Raw genomic sequence first — 20319 nt, 5'->3', positions numbered from 1 at the left:
CTCCCATCGAACTTATTCGATAAAAGGCAGGATTATGCCATATAAAAAAGACACCAACACACAAATGTACTGATGCCTTGGTAATTAGTATTTTCCGACGGACTTATTCGGTAACTTACTCTCAATATTTTCTAACTTGTTAGTTATGTTGCGTAACAACTCTGTGTAATCAATTAAAACTTTATCTGATCCACTGTACATGGCTAGACTATTGTATTGCTCTAGTGCTTCTGAGTGTTTGTTAAGAGCTTCAATTAATTCTTTATTATCCTGATCATTCATTTATTCACCCCCCTTCAGAGTAGTGTTTACTCTAAAGGGAAGCTACATCTCTCTTCTAATCATACTCTTAATATCGCTCTCAAGTTTGCTATTATTTTCTTCAATAGCTTTAGCTACGGCCTTAGCCGTGTCATCATCCACATCAGAACCTTTTCTTTTAATATACCTTTTAACTTCATTCCATGACATTCCTATAGACATAAAATACACATCCCTTCTATACCTTAATACTACTTTCTTTAAGAGGGATGTATAATCTTGCCATATTATAAAAAATTATGTATTATTTGATGATAATTGTTCTATGTATGATATATATACTACCTATGTTCTATGTATGTTTCATTAAGAATCAAACTGCCTATAAACGTATTCTTCAACTCAATTTGCTCTGATTCTTCTTCATTTTTTAATTTATCTAACTTAGCAGCCGCATACTCTTCTACTATCTTTTTATCTGTTTCAGACAATATGTAATCAACATTATTCGTATGTGCAAATTGGCCATATACCTTATTGGCAATACAGTCATAGGCATATGCAGCTAATTCTTCAGTTTTCCAAGACCCAAAATGTTCTTTCTTCTTATTGATACGTATTTGCGCTCTATGTTTTCCACGTTTATCAGATACACCTTTGTATTTCTGTGTTTTATTTTTTCTTCTATTATAATTATTGTGTTTAGGCTCTACTGATCTAAGTTCACTCTTACGATTATCTAAAGTGTCATGTTCAATATGATCTCCCCAACGTTTATCCTCATCACTTAACCTTAAAATAAGCCTATGCAAGTGAATGTTTTTTTTATTGTCAGAATCTCTGGCGTAAACATATTGATTTTTTGTCTGAAGCCAACGATACTTATATAACTCCAGCTTTATGTAATCGTCTGCATCAACCTTTGTAACTCCCTTATAAAAAGGGAACCGCATTAGAATAGTATCTAACACAGTTCCCCTATCATTGTATAAGTATAAATTGTCCATTAGATTCCAAGAGGCCTGTCAAGGTGGCGCTCTCCCAGTTGAGCTACGGAATCATTTATGTATTACTTCACTATGTAGCGAACAATTATAAATATACAATGATCCACGACTATTGTCAACGTATTTCAACAATTTTTTCACTTTTTCCCTCATCTTGTCGAATTACTTTATATATGAGGATGCATTCAACTGTTCTACTTTTTTGACAATTATATGATAAAATAGGGTTGAAACAATTAGGAATCCTGTCATGCGGGAATTTATCAGCAATGGTCGGACGTCAGGAGGTTGGCAATGGGACGTAAAGGAAACATGCACGACTACACAATATCAAGTCGCTATTTGGATGAGGATATGACTTTAACGGTTTACACACCTGAGAATTTCTCTCCACTTTACAAGTATCATTTCTGTATTATGCAAGATGGCAATGATTATTTTCAAATGGGGCGAGCCGCTACACTTAGTGATCAGCTTCATTCGGAAGATGAGATTGAAAACACGATATTTATAGGTATTCATTATAATGATAAGTATGACAGACAGGAAAAATATCATCCAGATGGGAAAAAGCAAGGAGATTATGTGAATTTTCTTGTGCGGGAGGTTGTGCCTTTCTTGGATAAAGAATTGCCGGGTTATAGTATGGGAAAAGGTCGGACGCTTGTTGGTGATTCATTGGCTGGCACGCTGGCTTTGATGACGGCGGCGAGGTTTCCGAATATTTTTGGTAATGTGATTATGCAAAGTCCTTACGTAGATGATCACGTTCTTGAATATACTCATTCTATTAAGGATCTTTCGTCTTTAACGATTTACCATACAATTGGGGATCAAGAAACGGACGTCACAACAACGGACGGGACTCAAAGAGATTTTTTGGCACCCAACTTACAGTTAAGTCGTTACTTAGAAGAACAACCCCTCAGCTATATTTTTCATAAATTAAACGGGGGTCACACGTGGGGATCCTGGCAAAAGGATTTCAAACGTGCTTTACAAACGATTTTTGCGAATGAAGACTAAGGAGGTCATAGAAAAATGAGATATGGAATTGCAGTATTTCCACCGAAACGAATACAGGATGAGGCGAATTCTTACAGAAAACGTTATGACCCGCATTACGCGTTAATTCCACCACACATTACAGTTAAAGAACCTTTTGAAGCGGAAGATAGTCAAATCGATAACGAGATCATTCCTGAACTGAAAAGAATTGCTAAACATTCCAAACCGTTTAAATTTAATATTAATAAGGTCAGCTCTTTTTCACCAGCGACTAATACAATTTATTTAAAAGTAAATCCTTCGGAAGAGATTGTTTCCTTAAATGAAAAGCTACATGAAGGTGTTTTGCCTGACAATAAAGAGTACTCATTCGTCCCTCATATTACCATTGCTCAGAAGCTTTCGGACGAAGAGTTCTCAGATGTGTATGGTAGATTACAAATGCTGAAGTTCGATTTGGAAGAAAAAATCGATCGCTTTCAGTTGCTTTATCAACTTGAGAATGGAACGTGGAGCGTTTATGAAACCTTCAGATTCGGAGAATAATCGATGAATGTTGATATTCGAACAGCCAAAACTGAGTCAGAAATAAAAGATGCTTTTGCCGTTCGTGAAGCGGTGTTCGTCAACGAACAAAACGTATCGATTGATGATGAACGTGATGCTCTTGATGAAACCGCGACACATATCGTCGGTTATGTAGATGAACAGCCGTTGATTGCTTCTAGGCTTCGTTTCGTGGACGACTATGGGAAGTTTGAACGCATTTGTGTAGTGAAATCTCGTCGTGGTTTAACGTTAGGTAAACAAGTAATACAGCACATGGAAAATGTGACAAAAGCTACTGGCTATTATAAAGCTAAACTAAATTCACAAACTCATGCGGAAGGATTTTACCAAAGTCTAGGTTATGAAACGGTGTCAGATGAATTTATCGATGCTGGCATCCCTCATGTGACCATGATTAAAACTCTATAAAATTACAAAAACCTGCCTACATTGGGCAGGTTTTTTGTATAAAATCATCTCTACTCGTCTACAATGCTTAAAGACAATACATTGGGGATGTGGGGATATTATGGATTATTTACGGATAGGAATTGAGTCATTGTTTGGGTTTGGTGCCCTGTTCGTTCTAACAAAAGTTTTAGGGAAATCACAGATCACTCAAATTACTGCCTTTGACTTTATCGCCGCACTCGTACTAGGAGAATTAGTAGGTAATGCTTTATACGATAAAGAAGTAGGTATTGGTCAAATTGCTTTCGCCGTTTTCCTTTGGGGTTTGCTCATATTTGTAACTGAAACTTTCACAGAAAAATTTAAAGGGTCACGAAAACTTTTGGAGGGAAGCCCTTCGATTGTTATTAATCAAGGTCAAATCGATTATGAGCAATTAAAGAGTAGTAAGTTGGATATCAATCAATTACAGCACTTGTTACGCTCCAAAGATGTGTTTTCGATTAAAGATGTTCAATTTGCTGTGCTAGAAACTGATGGAACTATTTCGGTTATGAAGAAATCAGCTTCCGTAACACCTACTCGAGGAGATATGAATCTCCCGCTCCCTCCGGTTGCACTTCCAAGAGTACTAATTAGTGATGGTGAAGTACTTTGGGACAATTTAAATGAACTTGGATATGATAAAAACTGGTTAATAGCCGAGCTACACACCCAAAACTATGATGACATTGAAGATGTGTTTATCGGAGAATATACACCGGGAGAACAGCTCTTTGTCATGGGTTATGGAAGAGCCGAGTAGAACATCCATTTATAATCACTCACTTGGTGGGTGATTTTTTTTCGTTTGATTAAGCCGATTAAATAAGCCGTGACAGCCGTGCGATAAAGCAGCCACTGGGAAAGTTGATCTGCTTTAATCCGGAATTCCTTACACATACACGCCACGATCGTTTCATGACTCATTTCACCTTGTACCTTTTCTAAGAGCCATGCAAGCAGTTGTTCATGATACTCGATATTAGCTCGTAAGGTTTCGTGAAAGTCCAATTCATAGATGCCATGTCCAGGTAATGCCCCATTACAGGAAACCTTGAGTAAGTTATGTAAGCTTTTAATGGTTTGATCGGCATCTGTAATATAAGGAATCCTATGTTTTTGTAATTGTTCTACACTAAAGTAAGCATCCGCCGCATATAAGGTGTCGTAAGCAAGCAAGGAAAGTTGATGGTAACTATGGCCAGGTGTCGCTATAGCATACAAATTCAAAGAACCTGCAGTGAACTCTCCCTCTTCCACTACTTTATCCACTCTCATCTTGGGACCTTGCAGGAATTTATTATTTAATTCAGGCAAAGGATCATTTCCACCAAATAAATAAAGCGGTTCAAGACTCGGATTTTGTAAAATCGCTTCCTCAAAAACCGGGGCTAAAGTATGGATGTCATAGCTGTCTTGTAAGTAGGATGCACCGCCATAATGGTCTGCGTGCGCATGGGAAATAAACAGGTGTGTGATCGGAAGCTCCAACTTACGAAGCTCCTTCTCCACCTTTTTCACTGAAGAGCGGTCGATACCTGTATCAATAATTAATCCGCTTTCTCCATCCGTAACATAACCAATATTGACGACACTTTCATAATAATAACAATGAGAATTGATTTGAATAAATGACATAACATATCCCCTATAAAATAGTGCGCTAAATGGACTCGCTAAATCGTTGTCCTTTTCCTGTTATTTTAGAGTAAGCTGATTGTTCATCTTCCGTAAGATCCTCCTGCTTTTTATAATACATGGTTTGAGGAGTGTGTAAATTTTTTCTGAGATGCTGGGACCCTTTTTGCTTTTGTTCTCTAGGATTATAATGTTCTTTTAATTTATGGTCGAGCGTTACTTTAAAGACGGGGTCAAGAATAAATGGAGAACGTTGGTCTGGTGTCACACGTTTATGGTAATCCTGATACTGATAATTTGTAACTGGAAGAACATAACCCATGGTACTCTCCTCCTCTTTAGTTATCCATACCCGTTATTGATGGTAATTATTCCTCTTTAGGTACACTCCATTCATAAATAATCGATTGAATCCCAGCTAAAGCCATAATAAGAATGAACAGGTCACTATAAGGTACATATATATGAAGGAATACGACAAGAATGGCCGCCCAAACCCCTACACACCAATGACAGCTAAGTAATTCTCCAATAATTCCTTTTGATTCTAACCACTCTTCCTCATCTTTTATTATGATTTGAAAAAACCTTGCGCGTATTGGTTCAAAAATAAGATCATCTACGACAAGTCGGGTTAATCGAAAACAAGCAAAGCTAAGTAACAAAAGTTCCATCAATCCAACCATAAGTTCACGCTCCTATTTTAAATAAGAAAAAAAGGCCACTACCTTGTAGTGACCCTCTAACTAAATCCAAGAAAATGCGTCGCGGGAACTACTGGATTCGTCGTCATGTTTACGTTTTTTACTGTGCGAAGAGCTACTGGACTCATCTTTTTCATGACGTCCACCGAAAAATGGATCACGATCACGTTTTTTATCACGGTCGCGGTCGAAATCACGATCTTCATGGTGACGTTTTCGATCGTCTTCTTGTTGGATAATTACGTTATCTGCTTTAATCGTAAGGTCTTTAACATATATAACTTTTTCTCGTTTCTTTTCTGACATTTCCTTCATCTCCTTATTAAGAGTCATTGTTACTTTATGGTTTTTTGACTAATTGGTGTAGTCAAATGCCTATATCGCAATCAATAGCCTACGATTTCTTACAAAAGAGACAAATGCCCACACCTGTAAGTAGGTGATACATATTCTATTAAAGACATTACGTCAATACGTATCGAGAGGGGCAACAAATAATGAGCTGTGGCAAACATCATGATTCAAGTAATTGTGTTTGTGATATTTTAAACGAGATCGTGGCAGCACAGAACGATGTATTATCCGATTGCGACACGAGTTGTGAGCAATCGATTGGAGATTTACTCGGAGACACAGGAGGATCTGGACGCGACACCGTACCTGTAATACTTTACTGTAAAGGGGATTGCAAACCTTTCAAAGGGTATGGTGCTCGTCGTGATTCAATCCAAGACATTAAAGCAAGCTTTTACTTCCGAGTGAAAGATGTTGAGGACGATTGCTGTGCAACAATTGAATTGTTACGCGATCCTGCAGATAGCTGTGAGGATCCATCCTCACCAGTCGAGCAGAAAACGAAGCACCTACGTGCCACTGGCATTTGCATTTCTGTTGATTTGAACTGCTTCTGTCACGTGACTTGTCTACCAGCAATTACAGCATTATCTTAAGCACACAGAAAAACCGCGCTTCTAGCGCGGTTTTTTCTTTTTCAAAAACCAAGAAGGCGAATCGAATCAATATTAGTAAAAGGAACTTCCTTCTGAAACGGCTTTTGAAAAGTTTTCATGTGGACAATTCCATCTTCATACTTTTGAACATAACCTTTAAAGGTTTCTTCTGCTGTTGTTACTTCACATTTCATCTTAGGGAGCTGACTTGGTAGTTGAACAAAGTAGTTTATTTTTTCTTCAATCGACATATCCCTGAATCGCTGTCTCCGGTCTCTGCGATCATTTTGGGGAGGTGAATCTTCCTGTTTAGTATCAGTGATCTCGTCTATTTCTTCAGGTTTGGATTCAGCCACTTCCTCCTTTACACTTGTTTCTTGCTCCTTTAACATCATTTGATTTCGTAACCGAAGCTCAGCCTCACGATGAGTGTTCTTAGGATTCTTATTATGAAAGCTTGTTTGCATTGAAACTTCGGCCGGTGGCAAATTCGGTTGTGTAATATAAAGAATCGGTGGTTTTGCGATTCGCTTTTTGTTCGCCACGTATCATCTCTCCTTTTCTTATCATCATTTTATGTATATGCTATTAAAAGTTTTCATGTGCCCAATTTCAAAAACAGATGGTAGACAAGTTTCGCAGAAAGAGATGCGGAAGCTCCCAGGTAGACACAAAACGCATAAGCAGAGCGCTCAGTCGGATGATCTTTTCCGACGTAGTTGAACTGCTTATATCGCGAGGGGCCAGGGGTTGAAGCTGGACAGGAAGTTTCCAAACTCCAGTATTGGAGAATTCTGATACAACAATAAAAAGAGGTATGCGAATTCAATTACGAATTTGCATACCTCGTTTCTTTAGGTTGCGATTTAAGTATTTCACTCTGAATCTGAGCAATTTACTAATGTCAGGATGCCCAGATTCAGCTTATTAATAAGCTACTGTACTAAATCCAGCATCTACGTGAATGATTTCCCCTGTTACCCCACGAGAAAGATCACTCATTAAGAAATAAGCTGTATCTCCCACTTCATCCTGGGTAATTGGACGACGCAGTGGTGCTTTCTCTTCAATAACCTGATGAATTTTATTAAAGTCGCCGACACCTTTAGCTGATAGTGTGCGCAATGGGCCCGCAGAGATCGCGTTCACACGGATTGCATGCTTACCTAGGTCGTTAGCCAAGTACTTCACACTAGCGTCTAAGCTTGCTTTGGCTACACCCATTACGTTGTAGTTCTCAACTACTTTTTCCCCGCCAAGGTACGTAAGAGTTACAATGCCGCCGCCTTCAGACATAATTGGCTGAGCTGCTCTTGATACAGCTGTAAGTGAATAAGAACTAATGTTATGTGCAGTAAGGAATCCCTCACGGCTAGTGTTTAAGTATTCTCCTTTAAGTTCGTCACGATTTGCAAATGCGATACAGTGAGCTAAACCGTGGATTACACCTACATCATTCTTAATATTTTCAAATGTTTGGTTGATCGCGTCATCATCGGTAACATCACATTCGTAAAATAGTGATTCTGGACCTTCCAATGTATCAGCTAAGTCACGAACAGATTTTTCAAAGCGTTCGGATGCATACGTGAAAATGAGACGTGCTCCCGCTTTGTTTAGTGATTGTGCAATACCCCATGCAATGCTTCGTTTATTCGCTACGCCCATGACGACGTATGTACGATCTTCTAATGAAAATTTCATCTAAAATCCTCCTCGAGGTAATTTGTTTATTTTTATGATTTGTTATTAGTACCTGCTACTATTTTATTATACTACCAGCAAAATTACAATTCATTAAATGAGCAACCTCATAAAGGCCGTTGCCAGTCCAAAGTAAATTAATATCGATATAATATCACTAATTGTTGTAATAAATGGTCCAGAGGCTACGGCTGGGTCAATTTTAAATCGGTGCATCACAAGTGGGACAAGGGCTCCGGCTAACGTTGCTACAATAAGCGTAATCATAATTGAAAGCCCAACGAGCAGCCCAAGATAAAAGTTATTTTGCCAAAAGTAAACGACCAATGTGATAAGGACACCACAACTAACACCAGTAATTAAACCGGTAGTCGCTTCACGAAGAATCATTTTTGATTTGCCTTGATTAGATATTTCACCTGTTGCAATACCTCTGACTGCAACGGCTAGTGCCTGTGTACCAGTGTTACCGGCCATACCTGCAATCAGTGGAATAAATATTGCTAAAATCGCCACTTGATCAAGCGTTGCTTCAAAACGGCCAATCAAACTAGCGGTGAAACTCCCTAAAAACAGCAAAATAATTAACCATGGAAGACGTTTTTTTGCCGAGGTGAATGCATGATCATCCGGGCTATCGACGTCTGATATACCGGCAAGTTTAGAATAGTCATCACTCGCTTCTTCTTCCATAACATCCATAACATCATCAACGGTAATTATCCCTAACAAATGATCCTGAAAGTCTACGACAGGTAAAGCAAGAAAGTCATAGTCACGCATCATACGCGCAACCTCTTCCTGATCTTCACCAACGGGAACGGATACTACTCGCTCGCTCATGACATCAGAAATAACCCAATCCTCTTCTGAAATAATAAGATCACGTAAAGAAATAACACCGACGAGTCGTTTATCCTCATCAATCACATACGTATAGTAAATCGTTTCAGCATCTGGAGCTTCCTCACGCAAGTGTAGCATGGCTTCACGAATCGTCATACCTGCTTTAACGACCACAAATTCAGTTGTCATAATCGATCCAGCAGTTTTTTCCTCGTAATGGAGCAAATCTTTAATTTCGTCCGCGGAATTGTCATCCATTATGGTCAAAAAGCTGGCTACTTTATTCTTATCAAACTCATTTAGGATATCTACTGCATCATCGGTAGACATCTCAGAAAAGACTTGCGCAGCAAACCTTGGGTCCATCTCTGTAAAAAACGGCTCAATTTCCTCATAATCAATATGCTCCATTACTTCCGCTACTTCTTCAGGAGATAAATAAGTGTAGATTTGCATACGAATTTGGTCTTCTACTTCTTCAAATATCTTTGCTTGATCATAAGGATGCAAATCAAGGAATTCTGCTCTAAATTGATCAATTTGCTCATTTAACAGCGCATCTTGTATGGTTGCCCATAAATCCATTCGCTCTTGGTCTTCTAAATGCTCCATATCTCTCACCCCACTTTTTAAAAAGTCATCCATTTTCCATAAATGGTAATTACACTTAAAAAACATCTTAATATGCTGTACACTTACAATTATAATCGTAATTTATAAGATTGCTCAAATAGAAAGGAAACATACATGAATGAAAATCAGCAAACATCCTTAATTGATTACACCATTATCTTTGTTTTGGTAGCACTAGGTGTCATTAGTTGTTTCACTCTTTATTCCATAAATCCAATCCTGTCCGCCTCTGATCAAGGAGCTTATTTCAAACAAATTTTCTGGTACGGTCTAGGGGGAGTAGCTGCTGCTGTAGTCATGATTATTGATTATGATAGGCTCCACCAACTCGTCTGGTTTTTATACGGAATCGGGATCATGATGTTACTTATGCTTTTCCTTAACATCCCTTCCTCATTCGTACATACTTCAGGAGGGGCGACGAGTTGGTTCATACTTCCGGGGAACATAACTTTACAACCTGCCGAGTTTGTCAAAGTCTTTTTAGTGATCACGCTTGCTCATGTGGCTGTTCGTCACCACGAAAAATATCCGGTGAAAACGGTTCGATCCGATTTACTTTTATTAGGCAAACATCTGATCCTATCTCTCCCCCCTATGGTGTTGATTGCCGTACAGCCTGATTTAGGTTCATTTCTAGTGCTAGTTGCGATTACTGGATTTATCATTCTCGTATCAGGAATCCAATGGAAAGTACTCTTCTCTTTATTTTCCATCTTGTTATTAGTGATTGCAGGAGTGATCCTAACGTTTGTCATTAATATTACGTCGATCACTACATTTTTAGCAGAATCCGTGTTTTCTCACGTAGATTCTAGATTCTATGGCTGGCTTGAACCAGAAAAATATGAATTGAGTGCTGGTTCGCAATTAATTAAATCGATCACAGCCATCGGTTCTGGTCAGTTATATGGAAAAGGTGTCGGAAACTTTGAAATCTACGTACAAGAGCGTCATACTGATATGATTTTCACAGCTATTTCTGAACAGTTTGGATTTATCGGATCAAGTATTATTGTGACACTTTTCTTCCTATTAATTTACCGCATGATTCAAATTGCATTAGATAGCAATGACTCCTTTGGCAGTTATTTAATCGTAGGTATTGTAGGAATGATCACGTTTCAAGTTTTCCAAAATATTGGAATGTCGGTTCAACTATTGCCGATTACTGGAATTCCTTTGCCCTTCTTAAGCTATGGAGGCAGTTCCACTCTCGCTTACTTAATTGCGATTGGTATTGTCTTAAATGTGAGATCAAGAACGAGAACATTTATGTTTGAATAACAGTTGGTAAAGGTGGGGAAGCTTTAAACAGTTTCCCGCCTTTTTTAAATTGGTATTTTTCGGAGAGGAGAATTTTTTATGAAAATAGATGTCATTGGTGACGTTCATGGCTGTTTAAATGAACTGAAACAGTTATTCACAGAACTTGGATATCAATGGAAGGACGGATTGCCGGTCCATCCTGATCACCGCATTCCCGTATTTCTCGGAGACATTACCGATCGCGGCCCGGCTTCAGTTGAGGCCATTCGCTTCGTCTATCGATTGGTCATAGAATCAGGACAAGCCAAATATGTTCCCGGTAATCATTGCAATAAGCTATATCGCTACTTTAAAGGAAACAACGTCCAGGAAAAACACGGCCTAGAGACAACCACAGCTGAATTTAAAAATCTTTCTAAACATGAACAACGGGAGGTTAAGCGAGAGTTCATGGAGCTAATTGATTCTTCACCTTTGTATGAAGTGTTACCTGATGTCAACGCCGTTATCGCTCATGCCGGTATTCGTGAAGAGGATATTGGTCAGGAAAATAAACGCATTACAACCTTTGTCCTTTATGGAGATATTACCGGGGATAAGTTGCCTGACGGTCGACCCGAGCGCAAAGACTGGGCGCAACATTATCAAGGTGACCGCTGGGTTGTATATGGACACACTCCTGTTTACGAACCAAGATTTGTGAACCAAACCGTTAACATCGATACTGGCTGTGTCTTTGGCAACAAGTTAACAGCCTTTCGTCTGCCTGAAGAAGAAACAGTCAGTGTACCGTCCACAATGCCGTTTGTTGAAGAGAAATTCAATTGATCATGAATTGTGTGGTACCAGGTACCACACAATTCAGACAGATAAATAAAACGCTTGGATTTAATTAGACAATCCAAGCGTTTTTCTGTGCGAATTATACGGTTGTTTGATTTGCCACTTACAAGGTTATTGGACATTTTAATGAAAGATGCTTTTTAAATATAGTCGTTCCAAACTTCAGGAGGATTGGATGAAAATAGCATCCACTTTTCTGTCCATGGATGTTGCAAAGTCAACTGGTGACAGTGAAGAGCTTGTTCAACAAGCTGAGTTTCATTGCGACCACCATAGAGAGTATCACCCACTAGAGGAAAGCCTAGTGATGCCATATGTACGCGAATTTGATGGGTACGTCCTGTACGAAGCTTACACTCTATTTTCGAATAAACGTTTCCTTTCTTCACAACAGAATACTCAGTTACAGCCCTCTTCCCCGCTTGATTCACTTCATGTTCAATGATCGAGTGAGGACTTCGACGAATCGGTTCATCAACTATCCCTTCTGTACAAGGCAGATGCCCTTCAATTAGTGCTGTATAGACGCGCTCAACTTGATCAAGATCCCCTGTTAAAAGGGAATGACTATAACTATGTTTAGCAACTAAAACAAGTCCTGACGTATCTCGATCCAATCTTGTCACCAAATGGACCGTAAATGGCAGATTGCTTTGTTCATAATAATCGAGAATCGCCTGTGCTAACGTGCCTGTTGAATGATCGCGACCAGGCATAACAGCCATTCCTGATTTTTTATTAAGGACCATAATGTCTTCGTCTTCATAGATAATTGATAAGGGCAGCGGGTCACTATTCATCGCCGTTCCCTTCTCCTCCTCAGGAAAAATCACTGTAACTTCTCTTCCTGATTGTAAAACACTCCACATCGGCACCTGTACTCCATCCACTTTCACTAATCCACTTTTTTTCACTCGTTTTAAAAGTTGACGTGAGAATGAGGCTCTTCTCCTAAGGAAGTCTTTTAAAGTAATTTCCTCAGTGACTCGCCAGTTTTTGACTAAAGCATTAGTTGGAGTAATCATCGGAGACAAAGGAATCATGGACTCGTTTCCAAAACGGGAATGGGCGGAATCTTGCAAATCGCACTCTTTCTTTGGCAACTCTGCATTGTATTGATTTAATATCTTTGTACGTCCGAGTGATGTGATCAATGGTGAATAAGAAACTTTTATCATTCAGAGGTTTTAACAAACTAGTATGATGTCCTGGTAAAATGAGCGGTGATCCAATGGTACGAAAAACTCGATTGTTGATCGAGGCCATCTCAGTAATTTGAATAGCTTCAAGGGATGGATGCAAAATTGCTCCTCCAAGAGCTTTGTTATAGGCTGTACTTCCTGAAGGCGTCGATATACAAAGACCATCTCCACGAAACGTTTCAAAATGGTCACCTTTTATTTCAATATCAAGCACCACAGAACCTTCTGAGGTTTTAATTGCACACTCATTCAGGGCCAAGTACCGATCTTCTTCTCCTCCATTTTTAGGCCGAATAATAACCTCAAGCAGTGGATATTCAACGACTTGATAAGGAGTACGGGCAATTTCAATAATAAGCTTCTCAAGTTCATCGGGAGTCCAGTCAGCATAAAAGCCTAGGTGACCGGTATGTACCCCGATAAAAGCTGTTTTGTCCAGTCGATCAACATACGTATGAAAAGCCTCTAGTAGCGTGCCGTCACCACCAACGGATATAGCTAAATCCGGCTCATCATCACTGTATTCCATTTTAAACTCAATTAAGTAGTTTTTGATTTTTGATCGAATTTCATTTGATTTTTTATCACCTTTGGACAGAATAGAAAACTTCATATGGTTCAGCTCCTTTCGGGTTTATTTATTTGTTTATTTTGTTCTTCTTTTCGATTAAATATTTTTTGGGCCTCTAGGATTTCGTTCTTGATCATTGACATTTCTTCATCCAATTGAAAGGCAGCTTCTCCCGCTCTTTTTAAGCGAGACTTTATTTCACTTGGTATTTGCCCTGAATATTTATAGTTTAGAGAATGTTCATTGGTTGCCCAGAAATTCATGGCTAACGTACGAATCTGGATCTCAGCCAAAACAAGTTTCTCCCCATGAATAGTTTCTACAGGATAACGAATAATGACATGGAACGATCGATACCCGCTATCTTTTTTTTCAGTTATATAATCTTTCTCCTCGAAAATTTCAAAGTCATGCCGATTTTTCAACATATTTACCACAGCGTAAATATCATCTACAAATTGGCAAACTACGCGCAGTCCGGCAATATCTTGGAGTTCATCTTCAATTTCTTCAGGATTGACACCTTTGCGACGCGCTTTTTCAATAATACTTTTTTTCGGCTTCACTCTTCCAGTTACAAATTCGATCGGTGATTGATCACGTTCATACTCAAATTGTTGCCTCATTCCTTTAAGTTTAACCTTTAACTCTTCCACAACTTGTGCGTAAGGAAAAATATCCCAATCCATGCACAAAGCACCACCTTTTATTCCTACAGTAATAGCATTTATACTTAGTTTTAATTAACCACATTGTACCATATTTATGGAATCACACTAGAATATCACTCGATCTGAATGGTTAATCTTTGCAATTTTAAGTCTAATTAAATCATAATTGAAGATAGAGGTGAAGTATAAATGTCCCAAGAAATAGAAATTGAATTTAAAAACTTACTGACGGAAGAAGAATACTTGAAACTTTATCAGGATCTATCATTCGAATCAGTTGAACTTATAGAACAAACCAACTATTATTTTGAAACAGAAGACTTTCAACTAAGACAGCACGGAGCGGCTCTTCGTATCCGCAGAAAAGGTGACCAATGGACGTTAACATTAAAACAGCCACATTCTGAAGGTTTACTCGAAACACACGATGTATTGGCTGAGGATGATGTTAATCAATGGATGATTAATCGTCCGACCCAAACAGACTCCGTAGAAAATCAACTTCGTGAGCTAGGGGTGTCTTTAGGTGACCTTCGTTTTATGGGCTCACTCATCACCCGAAGAAAAGAGAAGTCATATAAGCGTACCACTGTCGTTCTAGATCATAGCTTTTATTTTGAAAAAATTGACTACGAACTCGAGTTGGAAGCTCCTACGGTTGAAAGTGGAAAACGTGTGTTTCATGAACTTTTAGAGGAATATAATATTCCACAAAGAGATACAGATAATAAAATTAAAAGGTTCTTTGACGCTAAGTCTCAATCAGATTAGTTGCCGACATCCTTGACCGTTGCTAAAATGAATACACAGATAGGAAGGGATTTTATGCAACCTGCACCAAACTCTATTTATGAAGCTATTGGCGAAGAAAAATTAAATGAACTTGTTGATCATTTTTATAAATATGTAAGTGAACACTCTGACCTTATCCCGATTTTTCCGGATGATTTAACGGAGACGAGACGTAAACAAAAACAATTTCTTACTCAGTTTTTCGGTGGTCCCCCTCTTTATATTCAAGAACATGGGCACCCTATGTTACGAGCTCGCCATCTCCCTTTTACAATCACTCCGACTCGCAGAGATGCGTGGCTTTCTTGTATGGACCGTGCATTAACCGATGCAGCCATTGAGGAGCCTTATCGAACAGCAATGTTAGACCGTCTAACCATGACAGCTAACCACATGATGAACACACCAGAGGATGAGAAAGGAGAATCGATGTGAGTTGGAAAAGCTTAAATAGTTCTAATGAGCAGCAAGGTACATCGAGCGGATATTTCGATTTAATCAAAAAACCAATCGAAATATATATCTTCGTAGATCCACTATGTCCCGAATGTTGGTCACTCGAACCCATTTTGAAAAAGCTCACCATCGAATACGGAAGATTCTTCACCATCCGTCCGATCATTAGTGGAAACCTTGCCTCCCTTCAACATAGCGACTCAAATCCACCTGAAAAGTTGAAAAAGGTATGGGATCATACAGGAACACGGACAGGAATGTGTTGTGATGGAGATGTGTGGTTGGAAAATCCGATTTCTTCTCCCTTAGTCACAGCTCTAGCCGTGAAAGCAGCAGAATTACAAGGTAAAAAAGCCGGCATGCGTTTTCTACGTAAAATTCAAGAATATTTCTTTCTAGAGAAACACGATATATCAAACGAACAAGTTTTACTAGAATGTGCGAAAAAGAGTCGACTGGATGTTAGCGAGTTTGAAAAAGATCTACAGTCTGAATCAGCTAGAAAAGCCTTGAAATGTGATATAAAGTTAACGAGAGAAATGGATGTAGACTCTGCTCCTTCAATGGTTGTGTTTAACGAATCTGAAGAAGAAGCGGGATTAAAGATCACCGGTATTTATTCATATGATGTATATGTGAAAGTATTAAAAGAAATGCTCCAGAAAGACCCGAAGCCATCGCAAAAACCAGAGCTAGAAGATTTCTTGAGCCACTATCGATATGTGGCTAATAAAGAAATCGCCGTAGTCTATGACTGGACAGAACAACAGGCAAAGAAGGAAATGAAAAAGCTTGTGCTGAAGCAAAAAGCACGCGAGATCCCTGTGAAGCATGGAGCTTTCTGGGAGTATATACACTCTTAATTTTATCGGTCAAAAGCTGTCTTAAGCACTCTAAGAAGGAGTAGCTTAAGACAGCTTTTTTGGTTGAATTCAGTTTGCCTTACAGCATTATTTAAGACTCTATACTAAAGATCAAGGTAGAGAGAAAAAGGGCAAAATAATTTAATCAAAGAAATCTTGAGGACTAAAGACACGTAGCCGGTTTTGCGAGGTATATTTTCTTTGTCGTCTATGTATATCACTATTTTATTTGAAAGAACCTTTAAAAAGAGATGGTAGAGTAGAAAATACACCACCATAACCAAACAACTAAGGAAAACAAATAACCTATAACAGCCCGCCTCATAAAAAAAGACTCGATTGAATAAAATATTTATGATAAGTAAGAAGGGGGTACAGAGTTATGAAAATTTGGTTAATCATAATCAATGTTATTATTTTCCTTATCTTATCTATGTTTCATGTGTTCGCCCTCATGGGTCTCTTTCCTCTTTACATTACGACTCCCCTCTTAATATTATCTTTCTTTTTCTTTCTAAATTTGATTTACCACAAAAAAAAGTTCCGCGGGTTCTCTTAAGCACCCACGGAACTCTTTTATCCGATTAACAGATCTGTAAGGGCAATGCCTCCCCTTTTATCCTCTGTGATCACAGCCTCACCTTAACAGGCACCAACCTATTTACTTCAATAACTCTTCCAATTCATCCAGCTTTTGTTCAAAAACGTCCAGAGCTTCATCAATTGGTTTTTTCGAAGTCATATCGACCCCAGCTTGTTTCAGTACTTCAATTGGATAATCACTACTTCCTGCTTTTAAGAAATTCATGTAGCGCTCAACGGCAGGTTCACCTTCAGAAAGAATTTGGTCTGCTAAGGTCGTCGCGGCCGCATAACCTGTGGAATATTGGTATACGTAATAACCCATGTAGAAGTGTGGTATACGCGCCCATTCTAAACCAATTTCGTCATCGATGACGATCCCCTTACCAAAATACTTTTTATTTAAATCATAGTAAATTTGTGTAAGTTTATCTGCAGTTAGAGCTTCACCACTCTGAGCTTGAATGTGGATTTCGTGCTCAAACTCAGCAAACATAGTTTGGCGGAATACCGTCCCACGGAATCCTTCCAAGAAGTTATTTAATAAATAAAGTTTTTCTTTCTTATCATTTGTCTTTTTCAACATGTAATCATTTAACAACGCTTCGTTACATGTTGATGCCACTTCCGCTACAAAAATAGAATAGTTGCCGTAGCGGTATTGTTGATTTTGATGGGTATGGTAACTATGGAGCGAATGTCCAAGCTCATGGGCCAGTGTGAACAAATTATTCACATCGTCCTGCCAATTCATCAAAATAAATGGATTCGTTCCATAATGACCGGAAGAGTAGGCCCCGCTTCGTTTACCTTTATTTTCTTCCACATCAATCCAGCGATTGTTAAATCCTTCTTTTAAAATATCCACATAATTTTGTCCCAGAGGCTCAAGACCTTCTAAAATAAGTTTTTGAGCTTCTTCATAACTAATCTCCATTTTCGCGTCTTTAACAAGCGGTGTATACATGTCATACATATGAAGTTCATCCAATTCAAGGACTTTCTTACGCAGTTCTACATAACGATGCATCAAAGGTAAACGATCATTCACCGCTTCGATTAAATTGTCATATACTGTTTCTGGAATGTTGTTGCGGTCTAGAGCTGATTCACGTGCTCCCTCATAATTTTTCACGGTTGCAAAATAGTTATTCTTTTTAACATTTCCACTCAGTGTAGATGCGAATGTGTTTTTAAATTGCCCAAACGTATCATGCATTGCTTGAAACGCATTTTTTCGAACATCCCGATCCTCTGATTTAAGAAAACCTAGATAACGGCCGTGGGTAACGTCAACCTCTTCCCCATCTTCATTTTTAATAGAAGGAAAAGTTAGGTCAGCATTATTTAAGGCACCAAAAGTTTGAGAAGGATTGGAGGCAATTTCAGAAAATCCAGCCATCAAACGTTCTTCTTTTTCACTTAGTACGTGCTTTCGACGGCGAGTAATTTCATTAAGAGCATGCTTATATAATTCTAATTCTTTGTGTTCTTCCAAGAATTGATCGACCGTACCATCCGGAAGTGCTAATATCTCGGGTACAATAAAACTCATAGAGGAAGAAACTTGCGTTAATAGGCTTTCCGCCTTCGCATTCATCTCTTGATAATAAGAATTGGTCGTGTCCTGGTCATTTCTCATATGAGCATACGTGAACAACAAACCAATTTTGTTAGAAATCTGGTCTTGTAACTTCATTAGTTTATATAAATGGGTTGCTGACTCCCCCAAAGTTCCTTGAAACTTATCGATCTCAGGTAATAATTCTTTCAGATTTTCGAACTCTTTATACCATTGCTCATCTGATTCAAAAATTGTTTCTAAATCCCATGTTCGTTCTTTTGGTATTTCATCTCTTTTTGGTATTTTCTTGCTAGAAGCCATAATAAATCCTCCTCAAAAAATAGTCGTCACTCTAACATTAATTCTAGGCTGTCACTTAAATTCCTGCATGCTTTCATAGATGATTATGAAGTTTGAGTTTGTTTATCACCCTGTGATCTTCCGAAACCGCCTCTTCAACTGTCTTGTGAAAAACTATATCTTGCATTTTCACCCACGTTTGCTTGTCTTGCCGATAAACAATTTCAAGCTCCTCTAAAATCAGCAAATACTCCTCTATCACTTTAGGAACGTATAGATTAGCCGTCGCTTGTGAAGGTATCTTAGGAACTGTAATTCTTTCTCCATTTTGTTTTGACATGATATGGTCAATGATGAACCGAGTTTGCCACATATATGGCTGGTCAAACACCATAGATTGGCTCTTCACAGGTAGGAAACAGAAGCTTGGTATTAAAGAAAAGTGAAAGCCCTTTAAGTAAACGTATTGTCTCCATTGCCTTTCCTTACTCCCTGTATCCTTCTTATAAAGAGTGCGATACCGATACATTTGTTGCTCCCACATCTTATAAAAGGGGGTCAAAGAAGAGTTAGTGGGCGTAAATAATTGGGGAAATCGTAATTTAGTAAGGGGGAGTTTCTTGAATGTTGCGAAACTGTTTGTTGCAGAAGACCCAATGATACGATTTACAATAACAATAGTTTCTGCAGTCACATCCAAAAAATACATGCGGTATTGGTTATGAAAGGAATAAAGTAAGGATTTGTGAAAAGAGTGGTTACTGATTTGATATTTTCCTTTTCGTTGAAGTTGGTTGCTTCCTAATATCCATAAGGGAAAGATACCTTCAGCATGGTAGCCCTTTGTTCGGCTTTCAACCTGATCAGTTGGGATGGTTGCACATTGAAGCTCTACGGCAATTCTTTTGTCATTTACAGTAAATAATAAGTCCGGCCTCTGTTTAATTTCGGGTACATACGCCTCTACTTTAACGTCATATCCTTGATTTTTAAGCCATTGATAAAGCAGCCACTTTCCTGAATCATGGTAGTCGCTTTCGCCACGTTGTTTCATTTCACACTGGCTACTTGGTAAATGAGCAAAATGAGGAGTCATTGTATTTCCTAAACGTATTATTAGAGCTTCGTTACATATGGGGCAATAAAACGTGGTTTGTTTTTTTAACTGTTGAAGTGTAGATTTTGGTTTTTGGTAAATCGAAGTTAGAGTTCCATTCTCATCATTAGCATAAAACATGGGTCACCTCCTAATTAATATATATTCGACAAATCTAGTAAAAAACCTTTATTTTCTAACAAAAAAAGCAATGTTAAGCGTTAATATTGGTCTTTGTAAGTTAGTTAGGGAGAAGTTTATTCAACAATCGGCTAGGATTTTTGATTACTCGATTCCGAGATCACGGGGGTTCGTTACCGTATAAGGGATAGGGGTGGCTTTGAAACAACTCGCTTT

25 protein-coding genes are annotated in these 20319 nt (G+C 38.5%); 10 read left to right on the top strand and 15 right to left on the bottom strand.

Translation table 11 applies throughout. From position 1 onward, the window contains the following. Nucleotides 1-84: 84 nt before the first annotated feature. The 3 genes from ACFQIC_RS13430 to ACFQIC_RS13420 form a co-directional block, all read right to left on the bottom strand. Nucleotides 85-282, bottom strand: coding sequence for a hypothetical protein (locus ACFQIC_RS13430; RefSeq protein WP_204710618.1), 198 nt, complete (start codon nucleotides 280-282; stop codon nucleotides 85-87). A 42-nt stretch (nucleotides 283-324) separates the two neighbouring features. Then, on the bottom strand, nucleotides 325-471 hold the full coding sequence (locus ACFQIC_RS13425; RefSeq protein ID WP_390217215.1) for a hypothetical protein: 147 nt from the start codon (nucleotides 469-471) through the stop codon (nucleotides 325-327). Nucleotides 472-602: 131 nt separating this feature from the next. After that, complete coding sequence (locus ACFQIC_RS13420; RefSeq protein ID WP_390217213.1) at nucleotides 603-1268, bottom strand: AP2/ERF family transcription factor; 666 nt, start codon at nucleotides 1266-1268, stop codon at nucleotides 603-605. A gap of 294 nt (nucleotides 1269-1562) precedes the next feature. On the opposite strand from ACFQIC_RS13420, the gene ACFQIC_RS13415 reads away from it, so the two are divergent. From ACFQIC_RS13415 to ACFQIC_RS13400, 4 genes are all read left to right on the top strand, one after another. Then, complete coding sequence (locus ACFQIC_RS13415) at nucleotides 1563-2294, top strand: alpha/beta hydrolase (protein ID WP_204710612.1); 732 nt, start codon at nucleotides 1563-1565, stop codon at nucleotides 2292-2294. Nucleotides 2295-2309: 15 nt separating this feature from the next. After that, nucleotides 2310-2822, top strand: coding sequence for a YjcG family protein (locus tag ACFQIC_RS13410; protein ID WP_204710610.1), 513 nt, complete (start codon nucleotides 2310-2312; stop codon nucleotides 2820-2822). Between the two features lie 3 nt (nucleotides 2823-2825). Further along, nucleotides 2826-3254, top strand: a complete 429-nt coding sequence (locus tag ACFQIC_RS13405) for a GNAT family N-acetyltransferase (protein ID WP_204710608.1) — start codon at nucleotides 2826-2828, stop codon at nucleotides 3252-3254. Nucleotides 3255-3354: 100 nt separating this feature from the next. After that, nucleotides 3355-4041 carry a DUF421 domain-containing protein gene (locus tag ACFQIC_RS13400; protein ID WP_204710606.1) on the top strand — a complete coding sequence of 229 codons (687 nt, stop codon included), beginning with the start codon at nucleotides 3355-3357 and terminating at the stop codon, nucleotides 4039-4041. On the opposite strand, the gene ACFQIC_RS13395 is transcribed toward ACFQIC_RS13400, so the two are convergent. Genes ACFQIC_RS13395 through ACFQIC_RS13380 form a run of 4 tightly spaced genes read right to left on the bottom strand, consistent with a single transcriptional unit; the run spans nucleotide 4023 to nucleotide 5926 of the window. Next, nucleotides 4023-4916 (bottom strand): MBL fold metallo-hydrolase, encoded by an 894-nt coding sequence (locus tag ACFQIC_RS13395; RefSeq protein WP_204710604.1) that lies wholly within the window; start codon nucleotides 4914-4916, stop codon nucleotides 4023-4025. The genes ACFQIC_RS13400 and ACFQIC_RS13395 overlap by 19 nt on opposite strands. Nucleotides 4917-4941: 25 nt before the next feature. Further along, nucleotides 4942-5238, bottom strand: coding sequence for a hypothetical protein (locus ACFQIC_RS13390; RefSeq protein ID WP_204710602.1), 297 nt, complete (start codon nucleotides 5236-5238; stop codon nucleotides 4942-4944). 46 nt (nucleotides 5239-5284) lie between these two features. Further along, complete coding sequence (locus ACFQIC_RS13385) at nucleotides 5285-5602, bottom strand: DUF1360 domain-containing protein (protein WP_204710600.1); 318 nt, start codon at nucleotides 5600-5602, stop codon at nucleotides 5285-5287. 60 nt (nucleotides 5603-5662) lie between these two features. Continuing rightward, complete coding sequence (locus tag ACFQIC_RS13380) at nucleotides 5663-5926, bottom strand: hypothetical protein (RefSeq protein WP_204710598.1); 264 nt, start codon at nucleotides 5924-5926, stop codon at nucleotides 5663-5665. 191 nt (nucleotides 5927-6117) lie between these two features. Between ACFQIC_RS13380 and ACFQIC_RS13375 the strand changes: the two genes are divergently transcribed. Then, a complete protein-coding gene (locus ACFQIC_RS13375) occupies nucleotides 6118-6570 on the top strand; it encodes a CotY/CotZ family spore coat protein (protein WP_204710596.1) in 453 nt (150 codons plus the stop codon). A 41-nt stretch (nucleotides 6571-6611) separates the two neighbouring features. Here the strand turns inward: ACFQIC_RS13375 and ACFQIC_RS13370 are convergent, their stop codons facing one another. From ACFQIC_RS13370 to mgtE, 3 genes are all read right to left on the bottom strand, one after another. After that, nucleotides 6612-7115 (bottom strand): CotO family spore coat protein, encoded by a 504-nt coding sequence (locus ACFQIC_RS13370; RefSeq protein WP_390217209.1) that lies wholly within the window; start codon nucleotides 7113-7115, stop codon nucleotides 6612-6614. A 382-nt stretch (nucleotides 7116-7497) separates the two neighbouring features. After that, a complete protein-coding gene (gene fabI, locus ACFQIC_RS13365) occupies nucleotides 7498-8274 on the bottom strand; it encodes an enoyl-ACP reductase FabI (protein ID WP_204710594.1) in 777 nt (258 codons plus the stop codon). A 93-nt stretch (nucleotides 8275-8367) separates the two neighbouring features. After that, nucleotides 8368-9732 carry a magnesium transporter gene (gene mgtE, locus ACFQIC_RS13360; protein ID WP_204710592.1) on the bottom strand — a complete coding sequence of 455 codons (1365 nt, stop codon included), beginning with the start codon at nucleotides 9730-9732 and terminating at the stop codon, nucleotides 8368-8370. A gap of 135 nt (nucleotides 9733-9867) precedes the next feature. Between mgtE and ACFQIC_RS13355 the strand changes: the two genes are divergently transcribed. Next, the gene (locus tag ACFQIC_RS13355) at nucleotides 9868-11040 is read left to right on the top strand and encodes an FtsW/RodA/SpoVE family cell cycle protein (protein WP_204710590.1); all 1173 of its coding nucleotides are present in this window, start codon (nucleotides 9868-9870) and stop codon (nucleotides 11038-11040) included. A 78-nt stretch (nucleotides 11041-11118) separates the two neighbouring features. Next, entirely contained in the window at nucleotides 11119-11850 is a 732-nt protein-coding gene (gene prpE, locus ACFQIC_RS13350; protein ID WP_204710588.1) for a bis(5'-nucleosyl)-tetraphosphatase PrpE, read from the top strand. 155 nt (nucleotides 11851-12005) lie between these two features. On the opposite strand, the gene ACFQIC_RS13345 is transcribed toward prpE, so the two are convergent. Genes ACFQIC_RS13345 through yjbM form a run of 3 tightly spaced genes read right to left on the bottom strand, consistent with a single transcriptional unit; the run spans nucleotide 12006 to nucleotide 14327 of the window. Further along, nucleotides 12006-12890 carry an RluA family pseudouridine synthase gene (locus ACFQIC_RS13345; protein ID WP_204710652.1) on the bottom strand — a complete coding sequence of 295 codons (885 nt, stop codon included), beginning with the start codon at nucleotides 12888-12890 and terminating at the stop codon, nucleotides 12006-12008. Then, complete coding sequence (locus ACFQIC_RS13340) at nucleotides 12874-13680, bottom strand: NAD kinase (protein WP_204710586.1); 807 nt, start codon at nucleotides 13678-13680, stop codon at nucleotides 12874-12876. The genes ACFQIC_RS13345 and ACFQIC_RS13340 overlap by 17 nt, the downstream gene beginning before the upstream one ends. Nucleotides 13681-13685: 5 nt before the next feature. Beyond that, the gene (gene yjbM / locus ACFQIC_RS13335) at nucleotides 13686-14327 is read right to left on the bottom strand and encodes a GTP diphosphokinase (protein WP_204710584.1); all 642 of its coding nucleotides are present in this window, start codon (nucleotides 14325-14327) and stop codon (nucleotides 13686-13688) included. A 171-nt stretch (nucleotides 14328-14498) separates the two neighbouring features. Between yjbM and ACFQIC_RS13330 the strand changes: the two genes are divergently transcribed. Genes ACFQIC_RS13330 through ACFQIC_RS13320 form a run of 3 tightly spaced genes read left to right on the top strand, consistent with a single transcriptional unit; the run spans nucleotide 14499 to nucleotide 16420 of the window. Continuing rightward, on the top strand, nucleotides 14499-15080 hold the full coding sequence (locus tag ACFQIC_RS13330) for a CYTH domain-containing protein (RefSeq protein WP_204710582.1): 582 nt from the start codon (nucleotides 14499-14501) through the stop codon (nucleotides 15078-15080). Nucleotides 15081-15134: 54 nt separating this feature from the next. Next, complete coding sequence (locus ACFQIC_RS13325) at nucleotides 15135-15536, top strand: globin domain-containing protein (RefSeq protein WP_204710580.1); 402 nt, start codon at nucleotides 15135-15137, stop codon at nucleotides 15534-15536. Next, nucleotides 15533-16420, top strand: a complete 888-nt coding sequence (locus tag ACFQIC_RS13320; RefSeq protein WP_204710578.1) for a ClpXP adapter SpxH family protein — start codon at nucleotides 15533-15535, stop codon at nucleotides 16418-16420. Before ACFQIC_RS13325 ends, ACFQIC_RS13320 begins: the two co-directional genes overlap by 4 nt. 661 nt (nucleotides 16421-17081) lie before the next feature. Here ACFQIC_RS13320 and pepF read toward each other — a convergent pair. Together pepF and ACFQIC_RS13310 are read right to left on the bottom strand one after the other, a co-directional pair. Beyond that, on the bottom strand, nucleotides 17082-18887 hold the full coding sequence (gene pepF, locus ACFQIC_RS13315; RefSeq protein WP_204710576.1) for an oligoendopeptidase F: 1806 nt from the start codon (nucleotides 18885-18887) through the stop codon (nucleotides 17082-17084). 73 nt (nucleotides 18888-18960) lie between these two features. After that, entirely contained in the window at nucleotides 18961-20103 is a 1143-nt protein-coding gene (locus ACFQIC_RS13310; RefSeq protein ID WP_204710574.1) for a competence protein CoiA, read from the bottom strand. Nucleotides 20104-20319: the final 216 nt, after the last annotated feature.

This window comes from Halobacillus seohaensis, from assembly GCF_042663045.1.
GTDB lineage: Bacteria > Bacillota > Bacilli > Bacillales > Halobacillaceae > Halobacillus_A > Halobacillus_A seohaensis.
This window is presented reverse-complemented; position numbering and strand designations above follow the sequence as displayed.

Bases quoted from the DNA above. Each gene is read 5' to 3' on its own strand.
- ACFQIC_RS13430 (WP_204710618.1), bottom strand. From the start codon at position 282: ATGAATGATCAGGATAATAAAGAATTAATTGAAGCTCTTAACAAACAC.
- ACFQIC_RS13425 (WP_390217215.1), bottom strand. From the start codon at position 471: ATGTCATGGAATGAAGTTAAAAGGTATATTAAAAGAAAAGGTTCTGAT.
- ACFQIC_RS13420 (WP_390217213.1), bottom strand. From the start codon at position 1,268: ATGGACAATTTATACTTATACAATGATAGGGGAACTGTGTTAGATACT.
- ACFQIC_RS13415 (WP_204710612.1), top strand. From the start codon at position 1,563: ATGGGACGTAAAGGAAACATGCACGACTACACAATATCAAGTCGCTAT.
- ACFQIC_RS13410 (WP_204710610.1), top strand. From the start codon at position 2,310: ATGAGATATGGAATTGCAGTATTTCCACCGAAACGAATACAGGATGAG.
- ACFQIC_RS13405 (WP_204710608.1), top strand. From the start codon at position 2,826: ATGAATGTTGATATTCGAACAGCCAAAACTGAGTCAGAAATAAAAGAT.
- ACFQIC_RS13400 (WP_204710606.1), top strand. From the start codon at position 3,355: ATGGATTATTTACGGATAGGAATTGAGTCATTGTTTGGGTTTGGTGCC.
- ACFQIC_RS13395 (WP_204710604.1), bottom strand. From the start codon at position 4,916: ATGTCATTTATTCAAATCAATTCTCATTGTTATTATTATGAAAGTGTC.
- ACFQIC_RS13390 (WP_204710602.1), bottom strand. From the start codon at position 5,238: ATGGGTTATGTTCTTCCAGTTACAAATTATCAGTATCAGGATTACCAT.
- ACFQIC_RS13385 (WP_204710600.1), bottom strand. From the start codon at position 5,602: ATGGTTGGATTGATGGAACTTTTGTTACTTAGCTTTGCTTGTTTTCGA.
- ACFQIC_RS13380 (WP_204710598.1), bottom strand. From the start codon at position 5,926: ATGTCAGAAAAGAAACGAGAAAAAGTTATATATGTTAAAGACCTTACG.
- ACFQIC_RS13375 (WP_204710596.1), top strand. From the start codon at position 6,118: ATGAGCTGTGGCAAACATCATGATTCAAGTAATTGTGTTTGTGATATT.
- fabI (WP_204710594.1), bottom strand. From the start codon at position 8,274: ATGAAATTTTCATTAGAAGATCGTACATACGTCGTCATGGGCGTAGCG.
- mgtE (WP_204710592.1), bottom strand. From the start codon at position 9,732: ATGGAGCATTTAGAAGACCAAGAGCGAATGGATTTATGGGCAACCATA.
- ACFQIC_RS13355 (WP_204710590.1), top strand. From the start codon at position 9,868: ATGAATGAAAATCAGCAAACATCCTTAATTGATTACACCATTATCTTT.
- prpE (WP_204710588.1), top strand. From the start codon at position 11,119: ATGAAAATAGATGTCATTGGTGACGTTCATGGCTGTTTAAATGAACTG.
- ACFQIC_RS13345 (WP_204710652.1), bottom strand. From the start codon at position 12,890: ATGATTACTCCAACTAATGCTTTAGTCAAAAACTGGCGAGTCACTGAG.
- ACFQIC_RS13340 (WP_204710586.1), bottom strand. From the start codon at position 13,680: ATGAAGTTTTCTATTCTGTCCAAAGGTGATAAAAAATCAAATGAAATT.
- yjbM (WP_204710584.1), bottom strand. From the start codon at position 14,327: ATGGATTGGGATATTTTTCCTTACGCACAAGTTGTGGAAGAGTTAAAG.
- ACFQIC_RS13330 (WP_204710582.1), top strand. From the start codon at position 14,499: ATGTCCCAAGAAATAGAAATTGAATTTAAAAACTTACTGACGGAAGAA.
- ACFQIC_RS13325 (WP_204710580.1), top strand. From the start codon at position 15,135: ATGCAACCTGCACCAAACTCTATTTATGAAGCTATTGGCGAAGAAAAA.
- pepF (WP_204710576.1), bottom strand. From the start codon at position 18,887: ATGGCTTCTAGCAAGAAAATACCAAAAAGAGATGAAATACCAAAAGAA.
- ACFQIC_RS13310 (WP_204710574.1), bottom strand. From the start codon at position 20,103: ATGTTTTATGCTAATGATGAGAATGGAACTCTAACTTCGATTTACCAA.